Here is a 23,705-nt window from a genome sequence, read left to right on the forward strand (position 1 = left end):
CCGAGGCACCTTTCCCGGGCCTCTTGAACACTGGAATGGTTTATTGGCGATGGCCGCAAGGATGGAGCGACACTCTGTCGGCGGTCGTCTGCATAGTTTTTGAAAGGTTTGATCCATGCGCGTTCTGATTGCCGAACACGATCACGCGGTGTACGCCCAGCTTCTGCGACAGGCTGCACCCGATATCCAAGTCCTGACCAGTGGCGACTCCGCCGAACTGTCGCGACTGGCCGCCGACTGCCCGGTCTGGCTGGGCCAGCCCGATCTGCTGGCCACCCTGTTGCGTCAAGGCCATCAGCCCCAGTGGCTGCAATCGACCTGGGCGGGCATCACGCCGCTGCTGGCCGAGGGCTTGACGCGTGATTATCGCCTGACCCGTGCGGTGGGCATTTTCGGCCAGGTGATGGCCGAGTACGTCCTTACCTATATGCTCGGTCATGAGCGCGAGGTGCTGGCGCGGCTGGTCAGCCAGGTCGAGCGCAAGTGGGACAAACGTCAGGGCCAGAGTCTGGCCGGGCGCAAGGCACTGATCGTTGGGACCGGCGATATCGGCCAGCGGGTAGCGCAGTTCCTGCTGCCGTTTGGTGTGCAGCTGTATGGCATTGCCAGCGAAGCCCGGGAGCTGGCGCCGTTCATTGAGGTCGGGGCGCTGAAGGATCTGCCGCGCATGGTGGGGGAGGTGGATTATGTGATCAACCTGCTGCCCAACACGCCGGACACCCACGATATATACGACGCGACGCTGTTCAGGCAATTCAAACCCACCGGGCTGTTCATCAATGTCGGACGCGGCCTGGCCGTGGTCGATGCCGATCTGGTGCAAGCCTTGAAGGAAGGGCACCTGGCCGGCGCGGTCATTGACGTTTGCCGCCAGGAGCCGTTGCCACAGCGGCATCCTTTCTGGACGGCCTGGGGCCTGCTGCTGACCGGCCATAGCTCGGCACCGACGTCGCCGGCGATGATGGTGCAGTTGTTCCTGGAAAACCTGCGGGCCTACCAGGCCGGCGAAACCTTGCGCGGGGAAGTGGATTTCGATCGGGGATATTAGACCGAGCCAATCAACTTGTGGGAGCGAGCCTGCTCGCGATAGCGGTTTGCCAGTCGGCATCAATGCTGGCTGATCCGGCGCTATCGCGAGCAGGCTCGCTCCCACAGTGATCTTCAGCGGTCACCCCATCGGTGTTCTCGGCCAATCCATTTACGGACTTCGCCAACACAACGCCCTACCGACAGTCGCCCATGCTTGGCCTGAAGAGGCCCCGGCACTAGACTGACGGCCTTTTCACCATCTGATGCTGATTGCTTGAGCCATGGCCGCCAAAGTCGAACCGTTCTGGATACGTAAAACCCTCGATCAGCTTGATGCGCAGGAATGGGAATCGCTGTGTGACGGCTGTGGCCTGTGCTGCCTGCAAAAACTCGAAGACGAAGACGACAACAGCGTCTACTACACGCGCATCGCTTGCAAATTGCTGGACTTGAAAACCTGCCAGTGCACCGACTATTCCCGGCGCCGCGACTTTGTTCCCGATTGCATCCAGCTCACACCGGGCAAGGCCGATGAGTTCAAATGGTTGCCACCGACCTGCGGTTATCGCCTGGTCAGTGAGGGCAAGGATCTGCCGTTATGGCACCACCTGGTCTGTGGCGATCGCGATGCCGTGCACCACGAACGCATTTCCCAATCCGGGCGCATGCTGGCCGAAGGCAGCGTGCCCGAGGACGATTGGGAAGATCATCTGATTTTTCGCGCCGGCTGAATGCCGGGCATCGCACCATCAGGGAGAACCCATGGCAGCAGGATTGAAAAGGATGCTCGCAGCCGGGCTGTGGGCGGTGTGCGGGCCGCTGTGGGCGGCGCAGAAAGTCGATCTGGATTATCACGTGCACCTGTTGCCGCAAAGCGATCAGGCCGAAGTGCGCCTGACCCTGGCGCGGGGTTCGGCAGTGCGCAGCCTGGACTTCGACCTCGGCGATGGCAGCCGCTACAGCCACTTCAAGGCCGACGGTCAATGGCAGCTCATCCCGGGCAAGGACACACGCGGCGTTTGGCGTCCCAGTGCCGACAAGGCGAGCCTGAGCTATCGCGTGCGCATCAGTAATACTCGCAAGAACGGTACGTTTGAAACCCGTATGACCCCGGGATGGGGGCTTCTGCGCGGCGACGATCTTGTGCCGCCGGCCAAGTTGGATCAGCAGGATGGCACTGAGCTGGTGTCACGTTTGCAATTTGAACTGCCCGACGGCTGGAAAAGCATCGAAACGGCCTGGCCGCGCATCGGCAAGCAACGCTTTCGCATCGACAACCCCGCGCGGCTGTTCGATCGTCCCACCGGCTGGATGCTCGCCGGCAAACTCGGCAGCCGGCGCACACGCCTGGGAGAGACCGAGGTGACGGTGGCCTCACCCCAAGGCCAGGGCATGCGCCGGATGGATGTGCTGACGCTGCTGACGTTCGTCTGGCCGCAAGTGCAGGCGTTGGTGCCGCGTCATCCCGGCAAGCTGCTGATCATCGGCGCGTCAGACCCGATGTGGCGTGGCGCCCAGGCCGGGCATGAATCGATTTATCTGCACAGTCGTCCGCCGCTGGTCAGCGAACGCGGCAATAGCCCGATGTTGCGCGAGTTGGTGCAGATGCTGGCGCGGGTCAACGATCGTGAGCGCAGTGACTGGATCAGCGAAGGGCTGGCCGAGTATTACGCCATCGAATTGCTGCGTCGGGCTGGCGGCATGAGTGATGAGCGCTACCAGAGCCTGAACGACCGGTTGGCTCGGGACAGCAAAGGCGTCAGCACCTTGCGTGGCGAGCAGGTCCGCCCGGCGACGGTGGCCAAGGCGGTGTTGCTGTTGCAGGAGCTGGACCGCGAGATTCGTTTGAAAACCCGCAACAAGCGCTCGCTCGATGACGTGCTGCACGCCGCCATGCGTCTGGAGACGGTTGATACCCAGGAGTTTGTCCAGCTCAGCGAGAGCGTTCTGGGGGAGAGTTCTACTGTGCTGGATACTCGGTTACTTCAGTAATACCGCTATCGCGAGCAGGCTCGCTCCCACATTGACCAGCGTTACACTCAAAATGTGGGAGCAAGGCTTGCCCGCGATGGGGCCATCAGCCAGTAAAATCAAAGCCCAACCTTCGGCGAACTCAACGAATCATTCCCCGTCACTGTAGCCGTGCTGGTCGCGGCCTCGGCGCTGGCTTTCATGCGGCTCAGCTCATCACCGGCCTGCTCGATGCGGGCACGGGCGTGGTGCAGGTTCTGACGATTCTTTTCCAGCAAGGTCTTGGCCGAGCAGTGCCCGGTGATGCCGCGCGCCAGGGCCATGCCGCCGATCGCCAGTTGGGCCAAACCGATCACGCCGCCACGGCGCAAGCCCTTGCCCATCATCAGGACTCCGCCGGCCAATGAGCCAATGCGTTCCCAGCCATGCACGTTTTGCGGCGGATGAGACTGGAAAGGGGTGGTCTCAATCGGCTCGAACGGGTTGTTATCGCTCATGATCTGTCTCCGGTGTGGGGTTGGTATAAAACTGACTGCCCGAGCGATTCCCTTGTTCAATCCAATTGCGCACCGATCAGCGGAATTGCGGCCCCGAACGGGTGTTATTGCCTTTGGCCATGCGGTCGTACAACACGACGTTGACCGTGGCCGCCAGGTTCATGCAACCGGTGGTGGGGATGTACACCACGTCTTCGCACCAGTCACGGATGTCTTTATCCAGCGAGCCATCTTCCGGGCCGAAGATATACAGCGCCCGGTCCGGGTGAGTGTATTCGGGCAAGGGACGAGCACCTTCGACCAGTTCCACGGCCACTGGCACACAGCCCAGGGGCAGGATTTTTTTCAGGTCATCGATGCCGATCAACGGGATGTCGTAGTGGACTTTCTTGGTGTCCGTGACGAAGTCCGCGGCGCGCTCATAGCGTTTGCCGGTGTAGAACACCGATGCCACGCCGTAGCAGCCGGCGGCGCGCATGACCGAACCGACGTTTTCCGGAGACTTGGGGTTGAACAGACCGATGCAGCTGTAGCGTTTGTTGGCCACGGGCGGGGTGCCTTTGGGGAAAAGGCGCGATTATACGGGGATTGGAAGAGGGGGGGCAGCTTGTAGATTGATGGTGATCGTTTGATTGCCATCGCGAGCAGGCTCGCTCCCACAGTGGATTCGTGTTGTTCGCAAAATCCTGTGGGAGCAAAGCTTGCTCGCGAAACAGCCGGCTCGGTTTCTGAAAGACCGCATCGGCTTCATCGCGGGCAAGCCTTGCTCCCACATAAATCCTCTCGCCACAAATGGCTGGCTACTCGTCCTTTTTCATCAACCCGGCCAGTGCGGCGAACGGGTTGTGGGTCGCCTTGGCGATTTTCGGGGTGCTCAGGGAGCCGTCGCCGAAATATTGCTGGTCGGTGTAACGCGAGTGTTCGTTGTCGTGGCAGTACAGGCACAGCAGTTCCCAGTTGGAACCGTCCTGCGGGTTGTTGTCATGGTTGTGGTCGCGGTGGTGAACAGTCAGTTCACTCAGGCGCTTGCCGGAAAACTCACGGGCGCAGCGGCCACAGACGTGGGGGTACATTTTCAGGGCTTTGTCGCGGTAACCCATTTCCCGGTCACGCTGGGCATCGGCGAGGATGCGATCCAGCTTGGCGGTGTTGGACGGTGGCGTTGACGAACTCATGGGTTCACCTTTGTAAAAAAGACTGATGACGGTTGAACAGAGTTTAGCTCAGCCCTTGAGCTTCTCGGCAATCCAGATGGTGTGGCGGGTGCCTTTGTTGCCGTGGGCGAAGACTTGCACCTCTTCGGCCTTGAAGCCGGCCTTTTTCAGTTTGTCGGAAAACTGCCGGTCGGCGCTGGCCGACCATACTGCCAGCACACCCTTGGACCGCAGGGCCTTGGCGCAGGCGGCCAGGCCGCCAGCTGAATACAGCCAGCTGTTGGCTTTCTGCGTCAGGCCTTCGGGGCCGTTGTCGACGTCCAGCATGATGGCGTCGAAGCCCTGGGGTTCGGCTTGCAGCACCTTGGCCACATCTTCCATGCGGATCACGGTACGCGGGTCCGACAGTGGGCGACCGGCCTTTTCGCCCAAAGGGCCACGGTTCCACTCCACCACGCCGGGCACCAGTTCGGCCACCACCACTTCGGCATTTTTGCCCAGGTGCTTGAGGGCCGAGGCCAGCGTGAACCCCATGCCGAGGCCACCGATCAGTACGCGCGAGCCGGGACGGCCGGCAACCTTGCGGCAAGGAATCTCGGCCAGGGCGTCTTCGGACCCGTGCATGCGCGTATTCATCAACTGCCCACCGTCACCGCCCTGGATCTTGATGACGAAGTCGTCGCCGTACTCGAACAGGCACAGGGCGCCGCCATTGTCAGGGATGGGGGTGGTGTCCAGTAGAACGAAACGTTTCATGGATGTCTCATGCAAAGGAAGGGCAAAGCGGCGCGGTAAGGACTAGCCTGAAGACAGACAATCGCCACGGAGCCATTGATGAAGCGCACCATTCTAACGGCCATTGCCCTGGCAGCGCTCTCGATAAGTTGGGTGCAGGCCCAGCAGCCCACGATTCCGGTGAGCCCACCGAGCATTCCCGGTGCGCCCGGCACCCCCACACCGATGCCATACCCGCCGGTCACGCCCAGCGGCGTACCCACGCCCGCCCCCGGAAGCGGACCGCCGTTGCTGCCGCCAATCGAAATGCCCAAGCCGCCCAAGGACCAGCCGATACCGGGCATGGAGCCGAAACCACCGAAGGCCAAGTCGCCGGGGGGGTAGGCCCAATGCTTGTTAATGAGATCACTGAATGGCAAAAAACTTGTGGGAGCGAGCCTGCTCGCGATAGCGATAAACCAGTCAACATTGATGTTGGCTGATCCGACGCTATCGCGAGCAGGCTCGCTCCCACAGGTTCTGCATTTCAACTGATAGAGCGAGTCAGACCTGCTGCGACAACAACTGCCCATCGGCCATGCGCAGGCGCTTGGACAGGGAAACGGCGAGGGCGCGGATGATCTTGGCGGCGATCTTCGGTGCATCGTTGAGCATTTTTTCCAGGGAATCCTTGCCCAGGTTCAGCAATTGGCAATCACTGGCGGCGATGCAACTGGCCGAGCGCCGTTCTCCGTCCAGCACCGCCATTTCCCCGAATGCCCGGCCACTGCGCAGCGTGGCGATGGTGACGGGTTGACCGTCGGGGCCGGTTTTCTGCACGGCCACTTGCCCTGAATGGATGATGCACATGAAGCTGCCGGCATCGCCCTCGCGGAAAATCGCTTCCCCTTGGGCAATGGCGCTGATGCTGAAGTAGCCCGACGCCGCGGCGAAGTCGACAGGCTGCAACTGGTCGAACAGGCCGCAGTCCATCAGCCAGTCGCGGATTTCGTTGTTCAGTAAGGTCGGTTCTGACATGTCGTCACGGTCTTTTTCTTGTGTCTGGGGCGGTTGCAAGGGTTTGGATGTAAGGCGATTCCTTTGTGGGAGCAAGGCTTGCTCCCACATTGGGTGGTGGTATCAGAGCCCTGCGCATGCAGCTAAGACCCGGCCATCCCACGGAGTTCCTCAGACCAACCCCAAAACCTTCAAAACAAATGCATATTCGAGGGCTACGTCACGTAACCCCTGGTAGCGCCCGCTCATTCCGCCGTGGCCGGCGCCCAGTTCGGTCTTGAGCAGCAAGGGATTGTCATCGGTCTTGGTGGCGCGCAATTTCGCCACCCATTTGGCTGCTTCCCAATACTGCACGCGGCTGTCGTTGTAACCGGCGATCACCAGCAGCGCCGGGTACGCCTGGGCGCTGACGTTTTCGTACGGGGCATAGGCCCTGATCCGATCATAGACGGCGGGCTCCTCGGGATTACCCCACTCGTCGTATTCGGTGACGGTCAGCGGCAAGTCCGGGTCGAGCATGGTGTTAAGCACATCGACGAACGGCACTTCGGCAATCGCGACCTTGAACAGATCCGGGCGTTGATTGAGCACCGCACCGATCAACAAGCCACCGGCACTGCCGCCGCTGATCGCCAGTTGATCGGCGCGGGTGACGCCATTGGCGATCAAATGCTCGGCGCAGGCGATGAAGTCGCTGAAGGTGTTGTGTTTGTGCTCCTGCTTGCCGGCGCGATACCAGGCTTCCCCCAGCTCACCGCCACCACGCACATGGGCAATGGCAAACGCCACGCCGCGATCGAGCAGGCTCAGCCGCCCATGGGAAAACCATGGATCGAGGCTCTCGCCATAGGCGCCGTAGCCATACAGGTACAGCGGCACCGGCTGGCCGAGGGCCTGGCGCTTGACCACCAGGCTGATGGGCACCTGCGTGCCGTCTGGTGCCGTCGCCCACAGCCGCTGGCTCACGTAGTCATCGGCATCGAATGGACCCAGGACCGGGGTTTGCTTGAGTACGACCTGTTCGCCGCTGGCCAGGTCCAGTTGGCGAATCTGTGCCGGACGGTTCAGCGCCTCGTAGCGCAAGCGAATGCGGGGGCTGACGAACTCCAGGCTGTTCTGCACATGCAGGCTGTAGGCCGCGTCCGGCAGTTGCACCCGATACGCCGGCAAACCCTGTGGGTGAACTTCGATGATGGGCAGGCCGCCTTCACGCAGGCTCAGGGTCATGGCGCTGGCGTTCAGGCTCAGGCCGTCGATCATCACCGTGTCGCTGTGGGGGATCAGGTTCTGCCAGTCGGCCTCGGTCGGCGCCAGGCCCGTGTCGGCAGCCTGGTACAGCGCGAAGTTGATCCCGTCGCGGTTACTGCGGATCAACCAGCTCCACTGACCGTCGAGCAAACCATGGTCGACGTCGTATTCATGGTCTTCCACCCGTGGCGCCAGGCAGGTGAAAGGCTGGTCTGGCTGGGTGGCGTCCAGGACCCAGACTTCACTGGTGGTTTTGCTGCCCAGGGACAGGATCAACTGTTTTTCCGAGCTCGAACGGTAGCAATGCAGGAAAAAACGTCCGTCCGGCTCATGAAACACTTCTTCGGCCGCCGTTCCGTCCAGGCGATAGCGCCACAGTTTGTGCGGGCGATGGGTGTCATCCAGCTCACCAAAGAACAGCGTCAGGCTGTCATTGGCCCAGGTCATGCTGCCGTCGCAATCCTCAAAGGACAGTTCACTGACTTTGTCATTGGCCAGCTCTTTGACGAACAGGGTGTAAATCTCGTCGCCAGTAGTGTCCAGGCTGTAAGCCAGACGCTGGTGGTCGGGGCTGATGCTGAAGGCACCCAGGGAAAAGAAACCGCCGCCAGCCAGCACGTTAGGGTCCAGCAACAATTGCTCGCGGCTTTCATCCACCGTTAGGCTGTCGTCCACCGGACGCGGGCAGCGGTAGTGACGTGGGTATTCGTCCCCGGCCGTGGTGCGGGTGTAGTACAGGTACGGACCCCAAGGCGAAGGCAGGGACAGATCCGTCTCCAGGATCCGGCCCTTGATTTCCTGGAACAGGGTTTCGCGCAGTTCGGCCTGGTCAGCCAGTTGCGCGTCCTGATAGCTGTTTTCAGCCTTGAGGTAGTCGAGCACGGCGTCGGTGTCGCGCTCCTGCAGCCAGGCGTAGGGATCAACACCGGGGTCCCTGCGGGCAATCGGGGCGTTGCAAACGTGGGCAGATAGGGGCATGAAAGGCTCTCGAACGTTGTACGAAATAGGGACTGATGGCCGGTGTGGTTAGTTCGGTCAGCCACCTGCGGCGGCAGAAATTAACCGACAGATACTGCGGCACAGACCACTCGACAGACGCCGGGGCAGCCTGACGAGCGAAAAGCCGTTACTATAAGCGCCTATTTGCCTGCCTTGCCATGGACACCATGACCGAGAACGACTATCTGATCGCCTGGGGCCTCTATGCCTTCGCCGCCCTGGGCTGCCTGCTGGTATGGATGCGCATGACCCGCTGGATCTGGCGCTGGTTGCGCGAGCCCCTGCGCCTGTTGATGGCGGTGTTGCTGTTCAGCCCCACTATCGTCGACCCCGTGAAGGAACAGGTTGCTCCGGCCCTGGCCATCGTTGCCCTGGACGTGCTGTTCAAGGTCGGCAACAACGCCTGGCGTGCGGTATCCGATCTGTTCATGTACGGCATGATCGTCTTTGGTCTTTATTTGATCTTCGTGCTGATCCGCTTCCCCATCGAGCGTGCAGCCAGCGCTCGCAAGGAAAAAGCCGCTGCCGCCAAAGCCGCCGCCGCTGCCGATGAACTACAGGATGAGCAGCCGTTCGGCGTGGCGGGTGATGACCGTTACGGTCGCCCGCCAGTACCGAGCAACCCTCAGCGTTCGCGCATCGAACCGCGGCTGTAGCCAGGCTTGTCCCATTGAAGCGAGGGTCCGAGCATGTGTGAGTTACTGGGCATGAGCGCCAACGTGCCGACCGATATCGTGTTCAGCTTCACCGGGCTGATGCAGCGTGGCGGCAAGACCGGACCGCACCGGGACGGCTGGGGCATTGCCTTCTATGAAGGTCGTGGCCTGCGCCTGTTCCAGGACCCGGCCGCCAGCAGCGAGTCGGAAGTGGCGAACCTGGTGCAGCGCTATCCCATCAAGAGCGAAGTGGTGATCGGGCACATTCGCCAGGCCAATGTCGGCAAGGTCTGCCTGTCCAACACCCACCCGTTCGTACGTGAGTTGTGGGGCCGCAACTGGTGCTTCGCTCACAATGGCCAACTCGCCGATTTCCAGCCGGGCGCAAGCTTCTATCGTCCGGTGGGCGATACCGACAGCGAGGCGGCGTTCTGCGATTTGCTCAATCGCGTGCGCCAGGCGTTCCCGGAACCGGTGGAGGTGGAGCAACTGTTGCCGTCGTTGATCCAGGCCTGCACCGAATACCGCAGCAAGGGCGTGTTCAATTGCATGCTCAGCGATGGTGACTGGCTGTTCTGCTTTTGCTCGACCAAACTGGTCCAGATCACCCGTCGCGCGCCGTTCGGCCCGGCGCGGCTCAAGGATGTGGACGTGATCGTGGATTTCCACGCCGAAACCACGCCCAATGACGTGGTCACGGTAATTGCCACCGAACCCTTGACTGAAAACGAAACCTGGACCCGCTACGAACCGGGCCAATGGAGCCTGTGGCGGCGCGGCGAATGCGTCAGCCATGGCCAGACCGAATAAGGACGTCACGATTATGTTGCTCAGTTATCTACGGCTGGTGTTGTTCGCGGTAGGCCTGTTGGTGGGGGTGCAGGTGCCCGGTTTCATCAGCGATTACGCCAAGCGGGTCGAGGCGCACCTGATCGAAGCGCAGACAGGACTGAAAGGCTTCCAGGGCACCGCCAACCAGTTTTTCAAGGGCGACATGCAAGCGCTGGTGGCTCACTACCGTGCCAGCGAAGACCCGATCTTTCGCAGTGATGCTGACAGCCTGAACACCTTGCTCGTCCGTCAGCAGGCGTTGGACAAGCAATTCCAGGCGATGCAGGGGCCGTGGTACATCCGTTTGCTGCAAGTGGCACTGGCCGCTGACCCGGAAATTCGCAAGGAAACCTGGAACGGCTACAGCTACCAGATTCTCCTGACCCCCGAAGCGATGATCTGGGGCCTCAGTGGCGCCATGTTGCTGTCGTTTGGCCTGGAGTGCCTGTTCCGCCTGATCGACTGGGTGGTGCTGGGCGGCAGGCGTCTGCGCCAGAGCCGACCGATTGAAGAGCGCGATTTGCGCGGGCTGTAACATCGCTCGGAGGCTGAAAGCATCGCGAGCAGGCTCGCTCCCACATTGGACTCGAGACCCTGCGGGAGCGAGCCTGCTCGCGATGAGGCCCTAAAGGGCGGAAAAAATCTTACTTGGAAAGAAACCGCATCCCTTCTTCCAGCCCTCGCAAGGTCAGCGGGAACATGCGGTCCTCCACCAGTTCGCGCACGATGTTGGTCGACGCGGTGTAGCCCCAGGTGTCCTTCGGGTATGGATTGATCCAGATGAGTTTCTTGTACTTCTCCATGAAGCGCTGCATCCAGACATACCCCGGTTCTTCGTTCCAATGCTCGACGCTGCCGCCGGCCTGGGTGATTTCATACGGGGCCATGGCGGCGTCGCCGATGAAGATCACTTTGTAATCGGCGCCATACTTGTGCAGCAAGTCTTGGGTCGAGGTGCGTTCGGAAGTGCGGCGCAGGTTGTTTTTCCACACTGATTCATAGACGAAGTTGTGGAAGTAGAAGTACTCCAGGTGCTTGAACTCGGTCTTGCAGGCCGAGAACAGTTCTTCGCAGATTTTTACGTGGGCATCCATCGAGCCGCCGATGTCGAACAACAACAGCAACTTGACGGTGTTGCGTCGCTCCGGGCGCATCTGGATATTCAGAAGGCCGGCGTCCCGGGCGGTGTGGTCGATAGTGCCATCGATGTCCAGTTCTTCGGCGGCCCCCTGGCGGGCAAACTTGCGCAGGCGGCGCAGGGCGACCTTGATATTACGGGTGCCCAGTTCCACCTGGTCGTCCAGATTCTTGTACTCGCGCTGGTCCCAGACCTTTACGGCTTTGCCCTGGCGCTTGCCGGAGTCACCGACGCGGATACCTTCGGGGTTGAAACCGCCGGAGCCGAACGGGCTGGTGCCGCCGGTGCCGATCCATTTGTTGCCGCCGGCATGGCGTTCCTTCTGTTCTTCCAGGCGTTTCTTGAACTCCTCGATCAGCTTGTCCAGGCCGCCCAGGGACTGGATCTGCGCCCGCTCTTCGTCGGTCAGCGAGCGCTCGAACTCCTTGCGCAGCCAGTCTTCGGGAATCAGCGCCTGGAGATGATCATCGAGTTTCTCCAGGCCATTGAAGTAGGCGGCAAAGGCCCGGTCGAATTTATCGAAATGCCGTTCATCCTTCACCAGGATCGCCCGGGACAGGTAATAGAACTCGTCCATGTCGGCGAAGATCACCCGCTGTTTCAGGGCGTTGATCAGGTCCAGCAGTTCACGCACCGACACCGGCACCTTGGCGGCGCGCATTTCATTGAACAGGTTAAGCAGCATGGCAATCGCCCTCGCTCTTGTTGAAACGAAGAGGGTTCAGCGGGTGCCACGGCGGCTCATGAACGCCAGGCGCTCGAGCAGTTGCACGTCCTGTTCATTCTTGACCAGGGCACCGGCCAGAGGCGGAATGGCCTTGGTTGGGTCGCGCTCGCGCAGCACCGCTTCGCCGATGTTGTCGGCCATCAGCAGCTTGAGCCAGTCCACCAGTTCGGAGGTGGAAGGTTTTTTCTTCAGGCCCGGCACCTTGCGCACGTCGAAGAACACGTCGAGCGCTTCGCTGACCAGGTCTTTCTTGATATCCGGGTAATGCACGTCGACGATTTTCTGCAGGGTGACGCGGTCGGGGAAGGCGATGTAGTGGAAGAAGCAGCGGCGCAGGAAGGCGTCCGGCAGTTCCTTTTCGTTGTTGGAGGTAATGATGATGATCGGCCGCTGTTTGGCCTTGATGGTTTCATCGGTCTCGTAGACGTAGAACTCCATCTTGTCGAGTTCTTGCAGCAGGTCGTTGGGGAATTCAATGTCGGCCTTGTCGATCTCGTCGATCAGCAGAATCACCCGTTCTTCGGACTCGAACGCTTCCCAGAGCTTGCCCTTCTTCAGGTAGTTGCGCACGTCGTGCACCTTGTCCACGCCCAACTGCGAGTCCCGCAGGCGGCTGACCGCATCGTACTCGTAGAGGCCTTGATGGGCCTTGGTGGTGGACTTGATGTGCCAGGTGATCAGGCGCGCGCCGAAGGATTCAGCCAGTTGTTCGGCCAGCATGGTCTTGCCGGTGCCCGGTTCGCCCTTGACCAGCAAGGGACGTTCCAGAGTGATGGCGGCGTTGACGGCCAGCTTCAGGTCATCGGTGGCCACGTAGGCGCTGGTGCCTTCGAACTTCATCTGTAATTTCCTCGAACGTGACGCCGGCCTGACGAGGCGGGGCGCGCGAAATAAATGTCGTGCCCGACTATAACGCGGTGCCCCGCCGACTGTGAACGCAGACGCTGTATTCAGTCTCTGAATGGAGCGTCACATGTTGACTCAGTCGGCCGACGGCGGCGGCTGCTCATACCGGGCATTGAAGGCCTGGACGAAACCGTTGCGCAGGATCTGCAGGAAGGCTTCGAAGGCGCTGATGTCCTGCTGATGGACATTGCCGCTGAGCTCCACCCGGGTGGCAAACTGGTTCTTGCGCTGGTTTTTCAGGGCCGTTTCTCCCGCGCCCACCAAGGCCTCCCAGACCGAACGGAAGATGTTCTTTTTTTCGTTTTCCACATCCTGCTGCCAGTCGAACACGTCAACGTCGCGCAACAGCGGTTTGATGTAGCCGCTGAGCTGGGCGTTCTCGGCTTCTGCCTCCACCACCAGATCGCCATGGCCGGCATTGAAATCGAATTTGCCATAGGCCGCGGCGAAATCGTTGAGGCGCTTGAGTTCGATGTCCCTGGCGCGCAAGCGGAAGTCGAAATCCTCGAAGTCGCTCAACGGGTCGAAGGTCGCCTGCACCTCCAGCGGCGCATGTTCGGCCACCAGGGCCTTGCCCTCGAAACGGGCGTCGCGCTTGCCTTCGGTGTCGACCACGTTGGTCAGGTTATAGAAGCTGGCATTGACGTCGGTAGCCCGCAGGTTCACGGGCGGCTTGGAGTTGAAGTTGCGGAACGTCACCTTACCGTCCCGGATCCGCACTTCGTTGAAGGTAATGGGCAGCAACTTGCTCAGTTGCTCGCGCCAGTTGGTGCCCCGACCGGTCTGGGAGTTCTGCCGGTCGGCTCCGCCGTCGACGAAATTCACTTCGGGACGGACGAACTCCGCCTCGGCCACCACCGCATGGTCGTACCACAGCGAATGCCAGCTGACCGACAAGTCGATCAGTGGCGCCTCGACAAATGGCACAGGAACCTTGCCGTCGACCTTGACGATCTCCAGGCCGTTGATCCGGTAGGCCCCGCGCCAGAGCGCCAGGTCCACATCGGTCACCTGGCCGCGGTAGTCACCCATGTCGGCCAGTTTGTCGTTCAGGTAGTCGCGCACCAGGAACGGCAAGGTGAAATGCAGGGCCACCAGCACCGCAACGATGGCGGCGAAAGTCCACAGTGGCCAGCTGTATCGACGCTTCATTTCAGTCAGTCTCCCGCGTTGTTAAAACATTGACTGTTGTAACAACTGGAACGTTCGGTGCAACTGGACGCCCATGGGCAACAGGCATACCTTTAAGCGCTAAATCCCCGCTGCATTAAGGACCCAGTCATGAGCCGCATATTCGCTGACAACGCCCATTCCATCGGCAATACGCCACTGGTGCAGATCAATCGCATTGCCCCGCGTGGCGTGACCATCCTGGCCAAGATCGAAGGGCGCAACCCAGGTTACTCGGTCAAGTGCCGGATCGGCGCCAGCATGATCTGGGACGCCGAAAGCTCGGGCAAGCTCAAGTCCGGCATGACCATCGTCGAGCCGACTTCCGGCAACACCGGGATCGGTCTGGCGTTCGTAGCCGCCGCCCGCGGCTATAAGCTGATGTTGACCATGCCGGCCTCCATGAGCATCGAGCGGCGCAAGGTACTCAAGGCCTTGGGCGCGGAGCTGGTGCTCACCGATCCGGCCAAGGGCATGAAGGGTGCCATCGAGAAAGCGGCCGAAATCCTCGCCAGCGACCCCGCCAAATACTTCATGCCGCAGCAGTTCGATAACCCGGCCAACCCGGCCATTCATGAAAAAACCACCGGCCCGGAGATCTGGAACGACACCGACGGCGCTGTGGATGTGCTGGTGGCGGGCGTCGGCACCGGCGGGACCATTACCGGGGTTTCGCGATACATCAAGAACACCTGCGGCAAACCGATTCTGTCGGTGGCGGTGGAGCCTGTGGTTTCGCCGGTGATCACCCAGGCGATGGCGGGGGACGAGATCAAGCCCAGCCCCCACAAGATCCAGGGGATCGGTGCCGGTTTCGTGCCGAAAAACCTCGATCTGTCGATCGTCGATCAGGTCGAGCGGGTTACGGATGAGGAGTCCAAGGCCATGGCCCTGCGCCTGATGCAGGAGGAGGGAATCCTGTGCGGCATTTCCTGTGGCGCGGCGATGGCTGTAGCCGTGCGCCTGGCGGAAAAGCCGGAAATGCAAGGCAAGACCATTGTCGTGATCCTGCCGGATTCGGGTGAGCGCTACCTGTCGAGCATGTTGTTCAGTGATCTGTTCACCGAGCAGGAGACTCAGCAGTAATCGTGCCCCCCAGCGACTGGTGAGCGAAGGTTATTGTGGCGAGGGGATTTATCCCCGTTGGACTGCGCAGCAGTCCCCAGAACAGCTCAGTCACCTCGAGGTGTCAGTTATGGGGGGCGCTTCGCAACCCAGCGGGGATAAATCCCCTCGCCACAAGGGTGGGGGATGTTCAGTTGCGCTGGTCTGGGAGCGGCTCCTTGGTCGCGCTCGCCGCTGGTTTCAATACCAGCCACAGCGCCGCCGCAATCAGCACCCCGCCATACAGGTGCGCCATCCCCAACGGCTCATCCAGCAGCAACGCCCCCCATAACACGCCAAACGGCGGGATCAGGAAGGTCACGGTCATGGATTTGACCGGGCCAATGGAACTGAGCAGGCGGAAATAAAGAATGTACGCCAGCGCTGTACACACCAGGCCCAACCCCAGCAGCGACAGCCAGACGCTCCAGCCACCCCAGCTGGCCGGAGGGTGACTGATGACGCTGTAGCCAAACAATGGCAACAGCAACACCGTGGCGCCGAACATGCTGCCCAGGGCCGCGAGACGGCTGTCCAGCCCGCCTTGATGATCAAGCCAGCGGCGGGCAAGGAACCCGGCGAAACCGTAGCAGGTGGTGGCGAGCAGGCAGGAGAGGGCGCCCATCAGCAATTGCAGATCGAAGGCCACCGGCCCCGCGCCGGTCAGGATGCCGACGCCGAACAATCCCAGGAACACACCGCTGACCTTGGTCATGGTGAGTTTTTCGCTGAAGAACAGCGCGCCGATCAACACCCCCATCAAGGGTGTGGTGGCGTTGAAGATTGCCGAGTAACCGGCCGGCAGCACCTGGGCCGCCAGCGAATAAAACGTCGCCGGAATGCCCGAGTTGATCAGGCCCAGCACCATCACGATTTTCAGCTTGCCGCGAAAATTCCAGTCGATACGCATCAACGCCAGGATCACCAGCAAGCCGACAAAAGCGATGGACACGCGAAAAAATGCAGTGGGGATTGTGCCAATGACAGGGGCGATAATGCGCATGAACAGGAAACTGGCTCCCCAGATGGCGGCCAATGACAGCAAACGCAGGATATCAACGGGGTTCACAGCGCATTCCTTCCTTGATCGGGTCGCAAGTGTCGCCTCGCTCAAGACCGATGGCAATGGTTGCGTTGCCGCGCGATTGGCCTCTAAGCTCAGTCGCCAATAACAAGCATGACCCGCCGAGGTTTACCCTATGCCGCAGCCATGGCCCGCCGCCGATATCGCCCGTTCGATCCTCGAAGGCTTTGACGATTACCGTGAGCATTTCCGGCAGATCACCGATGGCGCCCGCGCCCGGTTTGAGCAGGCCCGTTGGCAGGAGGCACAAGAGGCGTCTGCGGCGCGGATCAACTTGTATGAAGAAAAGGTTTTCGAAACCGTCGCCCGCTTGCGCAAGGCTTTCGAAGCCGAGGCGCTGATGGACGTCAGTTGCTGGCCGCTGGTCAAAAGCGCCTACATCAGCCTGATCGACCTGCGTTTCGACGATGAGCTGTCCGAGACCTGGTACAACTCGATCTTCTGCGGGCTGTTCAGCCATGACCTGATCAGCGACGGCACCATGTTCATCCATACCACCCGGCCCAGCCTGCGCCGCGCCCGAGCCGCCCAGACCCGTACCTACAAACCCGAGGGCCAGCTGGACCGGATGCTGGCGGCGATTTTCGCCGATTACCGTTTCAGCGAGGATTACGCCGACTTGCCGGGCGATTTGCAGCGCCTTGAAGCCCAATTGCGGGAGAACCTGCCCGACTGGGTCTGCAAGGACCCGCAACTGACGGTGGAATTGTTTTCGTCGGTGCTCTATCGCAACAAGGGCGCCTACCTGGTGGGCCGGATCTATACGCAGGACGACCAATGGCCGTTGGTGATCCCGCTGCTGCACCGCGAAGGCCGGGGCATCCAGATCGATGCGCTGATTACCGACGAGGCGCAGGTGTCGATCATTTTCTCGTTCACCCGCTCGTACTTCATGGTGGACGTGCCGGTCCCGGCGGAATTCATCGGCTTTCTCAAGCGCATCCTGCCGGGCAAGCACATCGCCGAGCTGTACACCTCCATCGGTTTCTACAAACACGGCAAATCCGAGTTCTACCGGGCGCTGATCAACCATCTGGCGAACACCGACGACCAGTTCATCATGGCCCCTGGTGTACGTGGCATGGTCATGAGCGTATTCACCCTGCCGGGCTTCAACACCGTATTCAAGATCATCAAGGATCGTTTCTCGCCGTCGAAGAACGTCGACCGCGCGACCGTGATCGAAAAGTACCGGCTGGTGAAAAGCGTCGACCGGGTCGGGCGCATGGCCGATACCCAGGAATTCGCCGATTTCCGCTTTCCCCTGAGCAAGTTCGAACCGGCGTGCCTGGAGGAACTGCTGGACGTGGCGCCGTCCACGGTGTCGGTGGAAGGCGACACGGTATTGATTCGTCACTGCTGGACCGAACGGCGCATGACGCCACTGAACCTCTACCTGGAAAACGCCAACCAGGACCAGGTGCGCGAGGCGCTGGAAGACTACGGCCTGGCGATCAAGCAACTGGCGGCGGCCAACATCTTCCCTGGCGACATGCTGCTCAAGAACTTCGGCGTGACCCGCCACGGCCGCGTGGTGTTCTACGACTACGACGAAATCTGCTTTCTCACCGAAGCCAACTTCCGTCACATTCCCCAGCCGCGGACCCCGGAAGACGAAATGGCCTCCGAGCCGTGGTATTCCATCGGGCCGCTGGACGTTTTTCCCGAAGAGTTCCCACCTTTCCTGTTCGCCGACGCGGGGCAACGCAAACTGTTCGATCAACTGCACGGCGAGTTGTACAACGCCGATTACTGGAAGGGCCTGCAAGAGGCGATTCGGGCGGGCAAGGTGATCGACGTGTTCCCCTATCGGCGTAAAGATCTGGACAGCGAATAACCCCGAAGTCAGCGCAAAACCTCTGTGGGAGCGAGCCTGCTCGCGATGGCGGTGGATCAGCCAGCATTAATGTCGACTGACCCACCGCCATCGCGAGCAGGCTCGCTCCCACAAGGGAACAGCGGGCAGGCTGCCATGGGTCGGCGCAGCCTGCGCAAATCTGCGACAATCGGCCCCCTGCACAAACCGACGACCCTTGCGTACCTGATGACTGACCAAGCCCCCGCTATCGACAAGCTGCTGAAAAACCTCGACCACGCCATGCTCGCCGACCGTCACCGGTTGCGGCGTCAGTTGCTCGAGCTGCGCAAGAAACCCGACGAGGCCAAGCTGGCCCAGTGGGTGACGCGCATGCAGGCGTCGTGTGATCAGGTGTTGGCGCGCAAGGCCAGCCTGCCGGTGATTCGTTACGACGACAGCTTGCCGATCGCCGCCAAGCGCGACGAAATCAAGGACGCACTGCTCAAGCACCAGGTGCTGATCATCGCCGGCGAAACCGGCTCGGGCAAAACCACGCAACTGCCGAAAATCTGCCTGGAAATCGGTCGCGGCCAGCACGGTTTGATCGGCCATACCCAGCCGCGCCGGATCGCCGCGCGCAGCGTGGCAAGCCGGGTCGCCGAGGAGCTGGCCACGCCGCTGGGGGCGCTGGTGGGTTACCAGGTGCGGTTCGAAGACCAGAGCGACGCCAACACCCTGATCAAGTTGATGACCGACGGCATCCTGCTAGCCGAAACCCAGAACGACCGTTACCTGGAACGCTACGACACGATCATCGTCGACGAAGCCCACGAGCGCAGCCTGAACATCGATTTTTTGCTCGGCTACCTCAAGACCCTGCTGCCGCGTCGCCCGGACCTCAAAGTCATCATCACCTCGGCGACCATCGACCTGGAGCGTTTTTCCAAGCACTTCGATGACGCGCCGATCGTGGAAGTCTCGGGTCGCACCTTCCCGGTGGACACCTGGTATCGCCCGTTGACCCTGGAGCAGGACGAGGAGGGCAACCGCGTCGAGGACGACTTGACCGTCGACCAGGCGATCCTCGCCACCCTCGATGAAATCGCTGCCTATGAGCGTAGCGAACGCCGCAGCCCCGGTGACGTGCTGGTGTTCCTGCCGGGCGAGCGGGAGATTCGCGACGCGGCGGAAATGCTGCGCAAGGCCCAGCTCAAGCACACCGAAATCCTGCCGTTGTATGCGCGGCTGTCGCCAGCCGAACAGCAGCGGATCTTCCAGTCCCACCCTGGCCGTCGCGTGGTGCTGGCGACCAACGTCGCTGAAACGTCGCTGACCGTGCCGGGCATCCGCTACGTGATTGACAGCGGCACCGCGCGCATCAGTCGCTACAGCTATCGCGCCAAGGTCCAGCGCCTGCCCATCGAAGCCATTTCCCAGGCCAGCGCCAATCAGCGCAAGGGCCGCTGCGGGCGGGTCGAGCCGGGGATCTGCGTGCGGTTGTACAGCGAGGAGGATTTCCTCGGCCGGCCGGAATTCACCGACCCCGAGATCCTGCGCACCAACCTGGCGGCGGTCATCCTGCAGATGTTGCACCTGCGCCTGGGGGAGATTACCGATTTCCCGTTCATCGAACCGCCGGACGGCAAGGCCATCAGCGACGGCTTCAACTTGCTGCAAGAGCTGTCGGCGGTGGACCGCAACAGTCAGTTGACCCCGCTGGGCCGCCAGTTGGCGCGCTTGCCGGTGGACCCGCGCATGGGCCGTATGCTGCTGGAAGCGGCGAAACTGGGCAGCTTGCAGGAAGTGCTGATCGTCGCCAGCGCCATGTCGATCCAGGACCCGCGCGAGCGTCCACCGGAGCGTCAGCAGGCGGCTGACCAGGCCCACGTCCAGTGGAAAGACCCCGACTCGGACTTCGCCGGGCTGGTCAATCTGTGGCGCGGTTTCGAAGAGCAGCGCCAAGCCTTGACCGCCAGCCCGCTGCGCAACTGGTGCCGCAAGAATTTCCTCAACTACCTGCGCCTGCGCGAGTGGCGCGATTCCCATCGCCAGTTGAGCCTGATCTGCCGCGACATGCAGTTGAGCCTCAATAAAGAGCCGGCCGATTTCCCGAAGCTGCACAAGGCGGTACTTTCCGGCCTGCTGAGCCAGATCGGTCAGAAAACCGAAGACGGCGACTACCTCGGTGCCCGCCAACGACGGTTCTGGGTTCACCCCTCGTCAGGCTTGGGCAAGAAGCGTCCGCAATGGCTGATGACCGCCGAACTGGTGGAAACCACCAAGCTCTACGCGCGCATGGTGGCCAAGATCGAACCGGACTGGATCGAACCGCTGGCCGGGCACCTGATCAAGAAAAACCACTTCGAACCCCATTGGGAGAAAAAGCGCGGGCAGGTGGTGGCGTATGAGCAGATCACCCTGTTCGGGCTGATCGTGGTCGGTCGCCGGCCGGTGCATTACGGGCCGGTGGACCCGGTGGTGTCGCGGGAACTGTTCATCCGCGAGGCGCTGGTGCGCGGCGAGATCCAGTCCCGGGCCAAGTGCCTGAGTGCCAATACCCAACTGCTGGAGCAACTCGACGAACTGGAAGCCAAGGCCCGCCGTCGCGACATCCTGGCGGACGAGGAAACCCTGTTCGCCTTCTACGATGCGCGCTTGCCGGCCGAGATCCACCAGACCGCGACCTTCGACAGCTGGTACCGGATCAACAGCCAGAAAGACCCGCAACTGCTGATCATGCGCGAAGAAGACGTGCTGGCCCGCGAGGCCAGTGAAGTCACTGCCGCGTACTACCCCGACACGTTGCGCGTCGGTGAGCTGACCTTGCCGCTGAGCTACCATTTCGAACCCAACCATCCCCGCGACGGTGTGACCTTGCGCGTGCCGGCACCGCTGCTGCCCATGTTGCCGCCGGAGCGTCTGGAATGGCTGGTGCCCGGGATGATCGAAGCCAAGTGCATCGCCCTGGTGCGCAACCTGCCCAAGGCCCTGCGCAAAAACTTCGTGCCCGTGCCGGATTTCGTCAAGGCCGCGCTGCAACGCATCACCTTTGCTGAGGGTTCGTTGCCGCAATCCCTGGGCCGCGAACTGCTGCGCATGACCGGCGCGCGGGTTAGCGACGAAGCCTGGACGGAAGCTGCGCAGCAGGTGGAAAGCCATCTGCGCATGAATCTGGAAATCGTCGATGGCCAGGGCAAGTTTCTCGGCGAAGGCCGCGACCTGGCCGAGTTGACGGCACGCTTTGCCGAAGCCAGCCAGGCCGCCTTGGCCGTGCCGCAGACGGCGAAAAGCCAGGCGCCGGTGGAAGCGAAAATCTTCGCCCCGGTGGCCGAGAAAACCCAACAGAAGATCGCCGGGCTGTCGATGACGGTGTACCCGGCGCTGGTGGAAGAGGGCGGTGTGGTCAAGGAAGGCCGCTTCCCGACCCCGGCTGAAGCCGAGTTCCAGCACCGTCGCGCCTTGCAGCGGTTGCTGATGCAGCAATTGGCAGAATCGGCCAAGTTCCTGCGCGGCAAACTGCCCGGGTTGACGGAACTTGGCCTGCTGTACCGCGAACTGGGACGCATCGACAGCCTGGTGGAAGACATCCTGCTGGTCAGTCTCGACAGTTGCGTGCTGGAAGGCGAGGCGAGCCTGCCCCGTGATGGCGCCGCACTGGCATCCCTGGCCGAGCGCAAACGCGGCGGCTGGACCGAACACGCCGAACGCCTGGCGAAGCTGACCCTGGAGATCCTCAAACTCTGGCACGGCCTGCAAAAACGCTTCAAGGGCAAGATCGACCTGGCCCAGGCCGTGGCCCTGAACGACATCAAGCAGCAACTCAGCCATCTGGTGTACCCGGGATTTGTGCGCGAAACCCCGCATCAGTGGCTCAAGGAGCTGCCACGCTACCTCAAGGCCATCGAGCAGCGCTTGGAGAAACTCGGCAGCCAGGTGCAGAAGGACCGGGTCTGGAGCGTTGAACTGTCGAACCTCTGGGCCCAGTACCAGACCCGCGCCAGCAAACACGCCCAGGAAGGCAAGCGCGACCCGCAACTGGAGCTGTACCGCTGGTGGCTGGAGGAGTACCGGGTGTCGCTGTTCGCCCAGCAACTGGGCACCAAGGTGCCGATTTCGGATAAGCGCTTGAGCAAGCAGTGGGGGCAGGTGGAGCCCTGACCCCGGCGCAAGACCTGTGGGAGCGAGCCTGCTCGCGATAGCGGTGGGTCAGTCAACATTGATGCTGGCTGATCCAGCGCTATCGCGAGCAGGCTCGCTCCCACAGGGTTTGGTTTTGTAATTCACTGAGAATGGGCCAAACGCCAGCGTTTATGGCAAACTTCGCGCCTATAAATGCCGGTCCCGTGGTTTTTAGCGTCGATAATCACGGGCGGATCGGAATAAAGCGCTGCCAGGTCTGCTTCCCCTGGATGGGAAAAGACCCCTTGTGTGTTGGTACGTCGGTGCCAACGCTTTCTGCCTGAACAGATCAGAGACACGACCATGCATAACGTCGTCATCAGCGGCACCGGCCTGTACACCCCGGCCAACAGCATCTCCAATGAAGAGCTGGTGCAGTCTTTCAATACCTACGTCGCGCAATTCAACGCCGACAATGCCCAAGCCATCGAGCGGGGAGAAGTCGAGGCGTTGACCGAATCCAGCGCGGCGTTCATCGAAAAAGCCTCTGGCATCAAGAGCCGCTTTGTCATGGACAAGGATGGCATCCTCGACCCGCAACGCATGACCCCGCGCCTGCCCGAGCGCTCCAACGACGAGTGGTCGGTGCTGTGTGAAATGGCCGTCGGTGCCGCGAAACAGGCGCTGGAGCGCGCCGGCCGCACCGCCGCCGACATCGATGGCGTGATCGTCGCCTGTTCCAACCTGCAGCGTCCGTACCCGGCCATCGCCATTGAAGTCCAGGAAGCGCTGGGCATCGAAGGTTTTGGTTACGACATCAACGTGGCCTGTTCCTCGGCGACGTTCGGCATCCAGGCCGCGGCCAACAGCGTACAACTGGGCCAGGCCCGGGCGATCCTGATGGTCAACCCTGAGGTGTGCACCGGCCACCTGAATTTCCGCGACCGCGACAGCCACTTCATCTTCGGCGACGCGGCCACCGCGGTGATCATCGAACGGGCGGACCTGGCGACCTCGCCGTATCAGTTCGACGTGGTCAGCACCAAGCTGCTCACCAAATTCTCCAACAACATCCGCAACAACTTCGGCTTCCTCAACCGCGCCGGGGAAGAGGGGATCGGCAGCCGTGACAAGTTGTTTGTCCAGGAAGGTCGTAAAGTCTTCCGCGATGTCTGCCCGATGGTGGCCGAACTGATTGGCGTGCACCTGGAAGAAAATCAGCTGAGCGTCGGTGAAGTGAAGCGTTTCTGGCTGCACCAGGCCAACCTGAGCATGAACCACCTGATCGTGCGCAAGCTGCTGGGTCGCGAAGCCACCGAAGAAGAAGCGCCGGTGATCCTCGACCGCTACGCCAACACCAGTTCGGCGGGTTCGGTGATTGCGTTCCACTCCTACCAGGATGATTTGCCCAGCGGTTCGGTCGCCGTACTCAGCTCGTTCGGCGCCGGCTATTCGATTGGCAGCGTGATTCTGCGTAAGCATTGATCCTCTGGCGGCGACGAATTTTTTGTGGAAGCAAGGTCATGTGGGAGCAAAGCTTGCT

General features: G+C 61.4%; 21 protein-coding genes. 11 read left to right on the forward strand and 10 right to left on the reverse strand.

Annotation, left to right across the window (positions count from 1 at the left end; all coding sequences use genetic code 11):
• Positions 1-115: 115 nt before the first annotated feature.
• From QOM08_RS07220 to QOM08_RS07230, 3 genes are all read left to right on the forward strand, one after another.
• Positions 116-1,048 (forward strand): D-2-hydroxyacid dehydrogenase, encoded by a 933-nt coding sequence (locus QOM08_RS07220; protein ID WP_316912750.1) that lies wholly within the window; start codon positions 116-118, stop codon positions 1,046-1,048.
• Positions 1,049-1,310: 262 nt separating this feature from the next.
• A complete protein-coding gene (locus QOM08_RS07225; protein ID WP_047227942.1) occupies positions 1,311-1,760 on the forward strand; it encodes a YcgN family cysteine cluster protein in 450 nt (149 codons plus the stop codon).
• Positions 1,761-1,791: 31 nt separating this feature from the next.
• The gene (locus QOM08_RS07230; RefSeq protein ID WP_274090336.1) at positions 1,792-3,021 is read left to right on the forward strand and encodes a hypothetical protein; all 1,230 of its coding nucleotides are present in this window, start codon (positions 1,792-1,794) and stop codon (positions 3,019-3,021) included.
• A 98-nt stretch (positions 3,022-3,119) separates the two neighbouring features.
• On the opposite strand, the gene QOM08_RS07235 is transcribed toward QOM08_RS07230, so the two are convergent.
• The 4 genes from QOM08_RS07235 to QOM08_RS07250 form a co-directional block, all read right to left on the reverse strand.
• Positions 3,120-3,497, reverse strand: coding sequence for a DUF2892 domain-containing protein (locus tag QOM08_RS07235; RefSeq protein WP_047227940.1), 378 nt, complete (start codon positions 3,495-3,497; stop codon positions 3,120-3,122).
• Positions 3,498-3,573: 76 nt separating this feature from the next.
• Positions 3,574-4,044 carry an RNA methyltransferase gene (locus QOM08_RS07240; protein WP_003198862.1) on the reverse strand — a complete coding sequence of 157 codons (471 nt, stop codon included), beginning with the start codon at positions 4,042-4,044 and terminating at the stop codon, positions 3,574-3,576.
• A 253-nt stretch (positions 4,045-4,297) separates the two neighbouring features.
• Positions 4,298-4,672, reverse strand: coding sequence for a YajD family HNH nuclease (locus QOM08_RS07245; protein ID WP_003184246.1), 375 nt, complete (start codon positions 4,670-4,672; stop codon positions 4,298-4,300).
• A gap of 48 nt (positions 4,673-4,720) precedes the next feature.
• On the reverse strand, positions 4,721-5,407 hold the full coding sequence (locus QOM08_RS07250; protein ID WP_047227938.1) for a spermidine synthase: 687 nt from the start codon (positions 5,405-5,407) through the stop codon (positions 4,721-4,723).
• A gap of 78 nt (positions 5,408-5,485) precedes the next feature.
• Here QOM08_RS07250 and QOM08_RS07255 point away from each other — a divergent pair, with 78 nt between their 5' ends.
• Positions 5,486-5,770, forward strand: a complete 285-nt coding sequence (locus QOM08_RS07255; protein WP_316912751.1) for a hypothetical protein — start codon at positions 5,486-5,488, stop codon at positions 5,768-5,770.
• Positions 5,771-5,929: 159 nt separating this feature from the next.
• Here the strand turns inward: QOM08_RS07255 and QOM08_RS07260 are convergent, their stop codons facing one another.
• Complete coding sequence (locus tag QOM08_RS07260; protein ID WP_047228036.1) at positions 5,930-6,403, reverse strand: cyclic nucleotide-binding domain-containing protein; 474 nt, start codon at positions 6,401-6,403, stop codon at positions 5,930-5,932.
• A 150-nt stretch (positions 6,404-6,553) separates the two neighbouring features.
• Positions 6,554-8,608, reverse strand: coding sequence for a S9 family peptidase (locus QOM08_RS07265; RefSeq protein WP_047227936.1), 2,055 nt, complete (start codon positions 8,606-8,608; stop codon positions 6,554-6,556).
• Between the two features lie 179 nt (positions 8,609-8,787).
• Between QOM08_RS07265 and QOM08_RS07270 the strand changes: the two genes are divergently transcribed.
• Genes QOM08_RS07270 through QOM08_RS07280 form a run of 3 tightly spaced genes read left to right on the forward strand, consistent with a single transcriptional unit; the run spans position 8,788 to position 10,651 of the window.
• The gene (locus QOM08_RS07270; RefSeq protein WP_047227934.1) at positions 8,788-9,285 is read left to right on the forward strand and encodes a hypothetical protein; all 498 of its coding nucleotides are present in this window, start codon (positions 8,788-8,790) and stop codon (positions 9,283-9,285) included.
• Between the two features lie 33 nt (positions 9,286-9,318).
• Positions 9,319-10,095 carry a class II glutamine amidotransferase gene (locus QOM08_RS07275; protein WP_047227933.1) on the forward strand — a complete coding sequence of 259 codons (777 nt, stop codon included), beginning with the start codon at positions 9,319-9,321 and terminating at the stop codon, positions 10,093-10,095.
• A 13-nt stretch (positions 10,096-10,108) separates the two neighbouring features.
• Positions 10,109-10,651, forward strand: coding sequence for a DUF2937 family protein (locus QOM08_RS07280; RefSeq protein WP_047227932.1), 543 nt, complete (start codon positions 10,109-10,111; stop codon positions 10,649-10,651).
• A gap of 109 nt (positions 10,652-10,760) precedes the next feature.
• On the opposite strand, the gene QOM08_RS07285 is transcribed toward QOM08_RS07280, so the two are convergent.
• From QOM08_RS07285 to QOM08_RS07295, 3 genes are all read right to left on the reverse strand, one after another.
• Complete coding sequence (locus QOM08_RS07285) at positions 10,761-11,939, reverse strand: VWA domain-containing protein (protein WP_316912752.1); 1,179 nt, start codon at positions 11,937-11,939, stop codon at positions 10,761-10,763.
• Positions 11,940-11,975: 36 nt separating this feature from the next.
• The gene (locus QOM08_RS07290) at positions 11,976-12,821 is read right to left on the reverse strand and encodes an AAA family ATPase (RefSeq protein WP_003184225.1); all 846 of its coding nucleotides are present in this window, start codon (positions 12,819-12,821) and stop codon (positions 11,976-11,978) included.
• A 141-nt stretch (positions 12,822-12,962) separates the two neighbouring features.
• Positions 12,963-14,039 carry a DUF748 domain-containing protein gene (locus tag QOM08_RS07295; protein ID WP_047227930.1) on the reverse strand — a complete coding sequence of 359 codons (1,077 nt, stop codon included), beginning with the start codon at positions 14,037-14,039 and terminating at the stop codon, positions 12,963-12,965.
• A 129-nt stretch (positions 14,040-14,168) separates the two neighbouring features.
• On the opposite strand from QOM08_RS07295, the gene cysK reads away from it, so the two are divergent.
• Positions 14,169-15,143 (forward strand): cysteine synthase A, encoded by a 975-nt coding sequence (gene cysK, locus QOM08_RS07300; protein WP_047227929.1) that lies wholly within the window; start codon positions 14,169-14,171, stop codon positions 15,141-15,143.
• A gap of 169 nt (positions 15,144-15,312) precedes the next feature.
• On the opposite strand, the gene QOM08_RS07305 is transcribed toward cysK, so the two are convergent.
• On the reverse strand, positions 15,313-16,230 hold the full coding sequence (locus QOM08_RS07305) for a DMT family transporter (protein WP_076385920.1): 918 nt from the start codon (positions 16,228-16,230) through the stop codon (positions 15,313-15,315).
• Positions 16,231-16,360: 130 nt separating this feature from the next.
• On the opposite strand from QOM08_RS07305, the gene aceK reads away from it, so the two are divergent.
• From aceK to QOM08_RS07320, 3 genes are all read left to right on the forward strand, one after another.
• Positions 16,361-18,082, forward strand: coding sequence for a bifunctional isocitrate dehydrogenase kinase/phosphatase (gene aceK / locus QOM08_RS07310; protein ID WP_139050903.1), 1,722 nt, complete (start codon positions 16,361-16,363; stop codon positions 18,080-18,082).
• A 207-nt stretch (positions 18,083-18,289) separates the two neighbouring features.
• Positions 18,290-22,201: an ATP-dependent RNA helicase HrpA gene (hrpA, locus tag QOM08_RS07315; protein ID WP_316912753.1), complete on the forward strand. Its 3,912-nt coding sequence runs from the start codon at positions 18,290-18,292 to the stop codon at positions 22,199-22,201.
• Positions 22,202-22,525: 324 nt separating this feature from the next.
• Positions 22,526-23,647: a beta-ketoacyl-ACP synthase III gene (locus QOM08_RS07320; RefSeq protein WP_047227926.1), complete on the forward strand. Its 1,122-nt coding sequence runs from the start codon at positions 22,526-22,528 to the stop codon at positions 23,645-23,647.
• The last annotated feature ends 58 nt before the right edge of the window (positions 23,648-23,705 follow it).

It is taken from the genome of Pseudomonas sp. P105 (genome assembly GCF_032614175.1).
Classification (GTDB): domain Bacteria; phylum Pseudomonadota; class Gammaproteobacteria; order Pseudomonadales; family Pseudomonadaceae; genus Aquipseudomonas; species Aquipseudomonas rhizophila.

Bases quoted from the DNA above. Each gene is read 5' to 3' on its own strand.
- QOM08_RS07290 (WP_003184225.1), bottom strand. From the start codon at position 12,821: ATGAAGTTCGAAGGCACCAGCGCCTACGTGGCCACCGATGACCTGAAG.
- QOM08_RS07220 (WP_316912750.1), top strand. From the start codon at position 116: ATGCGCGTTCTGATTGCCGAACACGATCACGCGGTGTACGCCCAGCTT.
- QOM08_RS07320 (WP_047227926.1), top strand. From the start codon at position 22,526: ATGCATAACGTCGTCATCAGCGGCACCGGCCTGTACACCCCGGCCAAC.
- QOM08_RS07250 (WP_047227938.1), bottom strand. From the start codon at position 5,407: ATGAAACGTTTCGTTCTACTGGACACCACCCCCATCCCTGACAATGGC.
- cysK (WP_047227929.1), top strand. From the start codon at position 14,169: ATGAGCCGCATATTCGCTGACAACGCCCATTCCATCGGCAATACGCCA.
- hrpA (WP_316912753.1), top strand. From the start codon at position 18,290: ATGACTGACCAAGCCCCCGCTATCGACAAGCTGCTGAAAAACCTCGAC.
- QOM08_RS07275 (WP_047227933.1), top strand. From the start codon at position 9,319: ATGTGTGAGTTACTGGGCATGAGCGCCAACGTGCCGACCGATATCGTG.
- QOM08_RS07245 (WP_003184246.1), bottom strand. From the start codon at position 4,672: ATGAGTTCGTCAACGCCACCGTCCAACACCGCCAAGCTGGATCGCATC.
- aceK (WP_139050903.1), top strand. From the start codon at position 16,361: ATGCCGCAGCCATGGCCCGCCGCCGATATCGCCCGTTCGATCCTCGAA.
- QOM08_RS07280 (WP_047227932.1), top strand. From the start codon at position 10,109: ATGTTGCTCAGTTATCTACGGCTGGTGTTGTTCGCGGTAGGCCTGTTG.
- QOM08_RS07235 (WP_047227940.1), bottom strand. From the start codon at position 3,497: ATGAGCGATAACAACCCGTTCGAGCCGATTGAGACCACCCCTTTCCAG.
- QOM08_RS07260 (WP_047228036.1), bottom strand. From the start codon at position 6,403: ATGTCAGAACCGACCTTACTGAACAACGAAATCCGCGACTGGCTGATG.
- QOM08_RS07255 (WP_316912751.1), top strand. From the start codon at position 5,486: ATGAAGCGCACCATTCTAACGGCCATTGCCCTGGCAGCGCTCTCGATA.
- QOM08_RS07230 (WP_274090336.1), top strand. From the start codon at position 1,792: ATGGCAGCAGGATTGAAAAGGATGCTCGCAGCCGGGCTGTGGGCGGTG.
- QOM08_RS07265 (WP_047227936.1), bottom strand. From the start codon at position 8,608: ATGCCCCTATCTGCCCACGTTTGCAACGCCCCGATTGCCCGCAGGGAC.
- QOM08_RS07270 (WP_047227934.1), top strand. From the start codon at position 8,788: ATGGACACCATGACCGAGAACGACTATCTGATCGCCTGGGGCCTCTAT.
- QOM08_RS07285 (WP_316912752.1), bottom strand. From the start codon at position 11,939: ATGCTGCTTAACCTGTTCAATGAAATGCGCGCCGCCAAGGTGCCGGTG.
- QOM08_RS07295 (WP_047227930.1), bottom strand. From the start codon at position 14,039: ATGAAGCGTCGATACAGCTGGCCACTGTGGACTTTCGCCGCCATCGTT.
- QOM08_RS07225 (WP_047227942.1), top strand. From the start codon at position 1,311: ATGGCCGCCAAAGTCGAACCGTTCTGGATACGTAAAACCCTCGATCAG.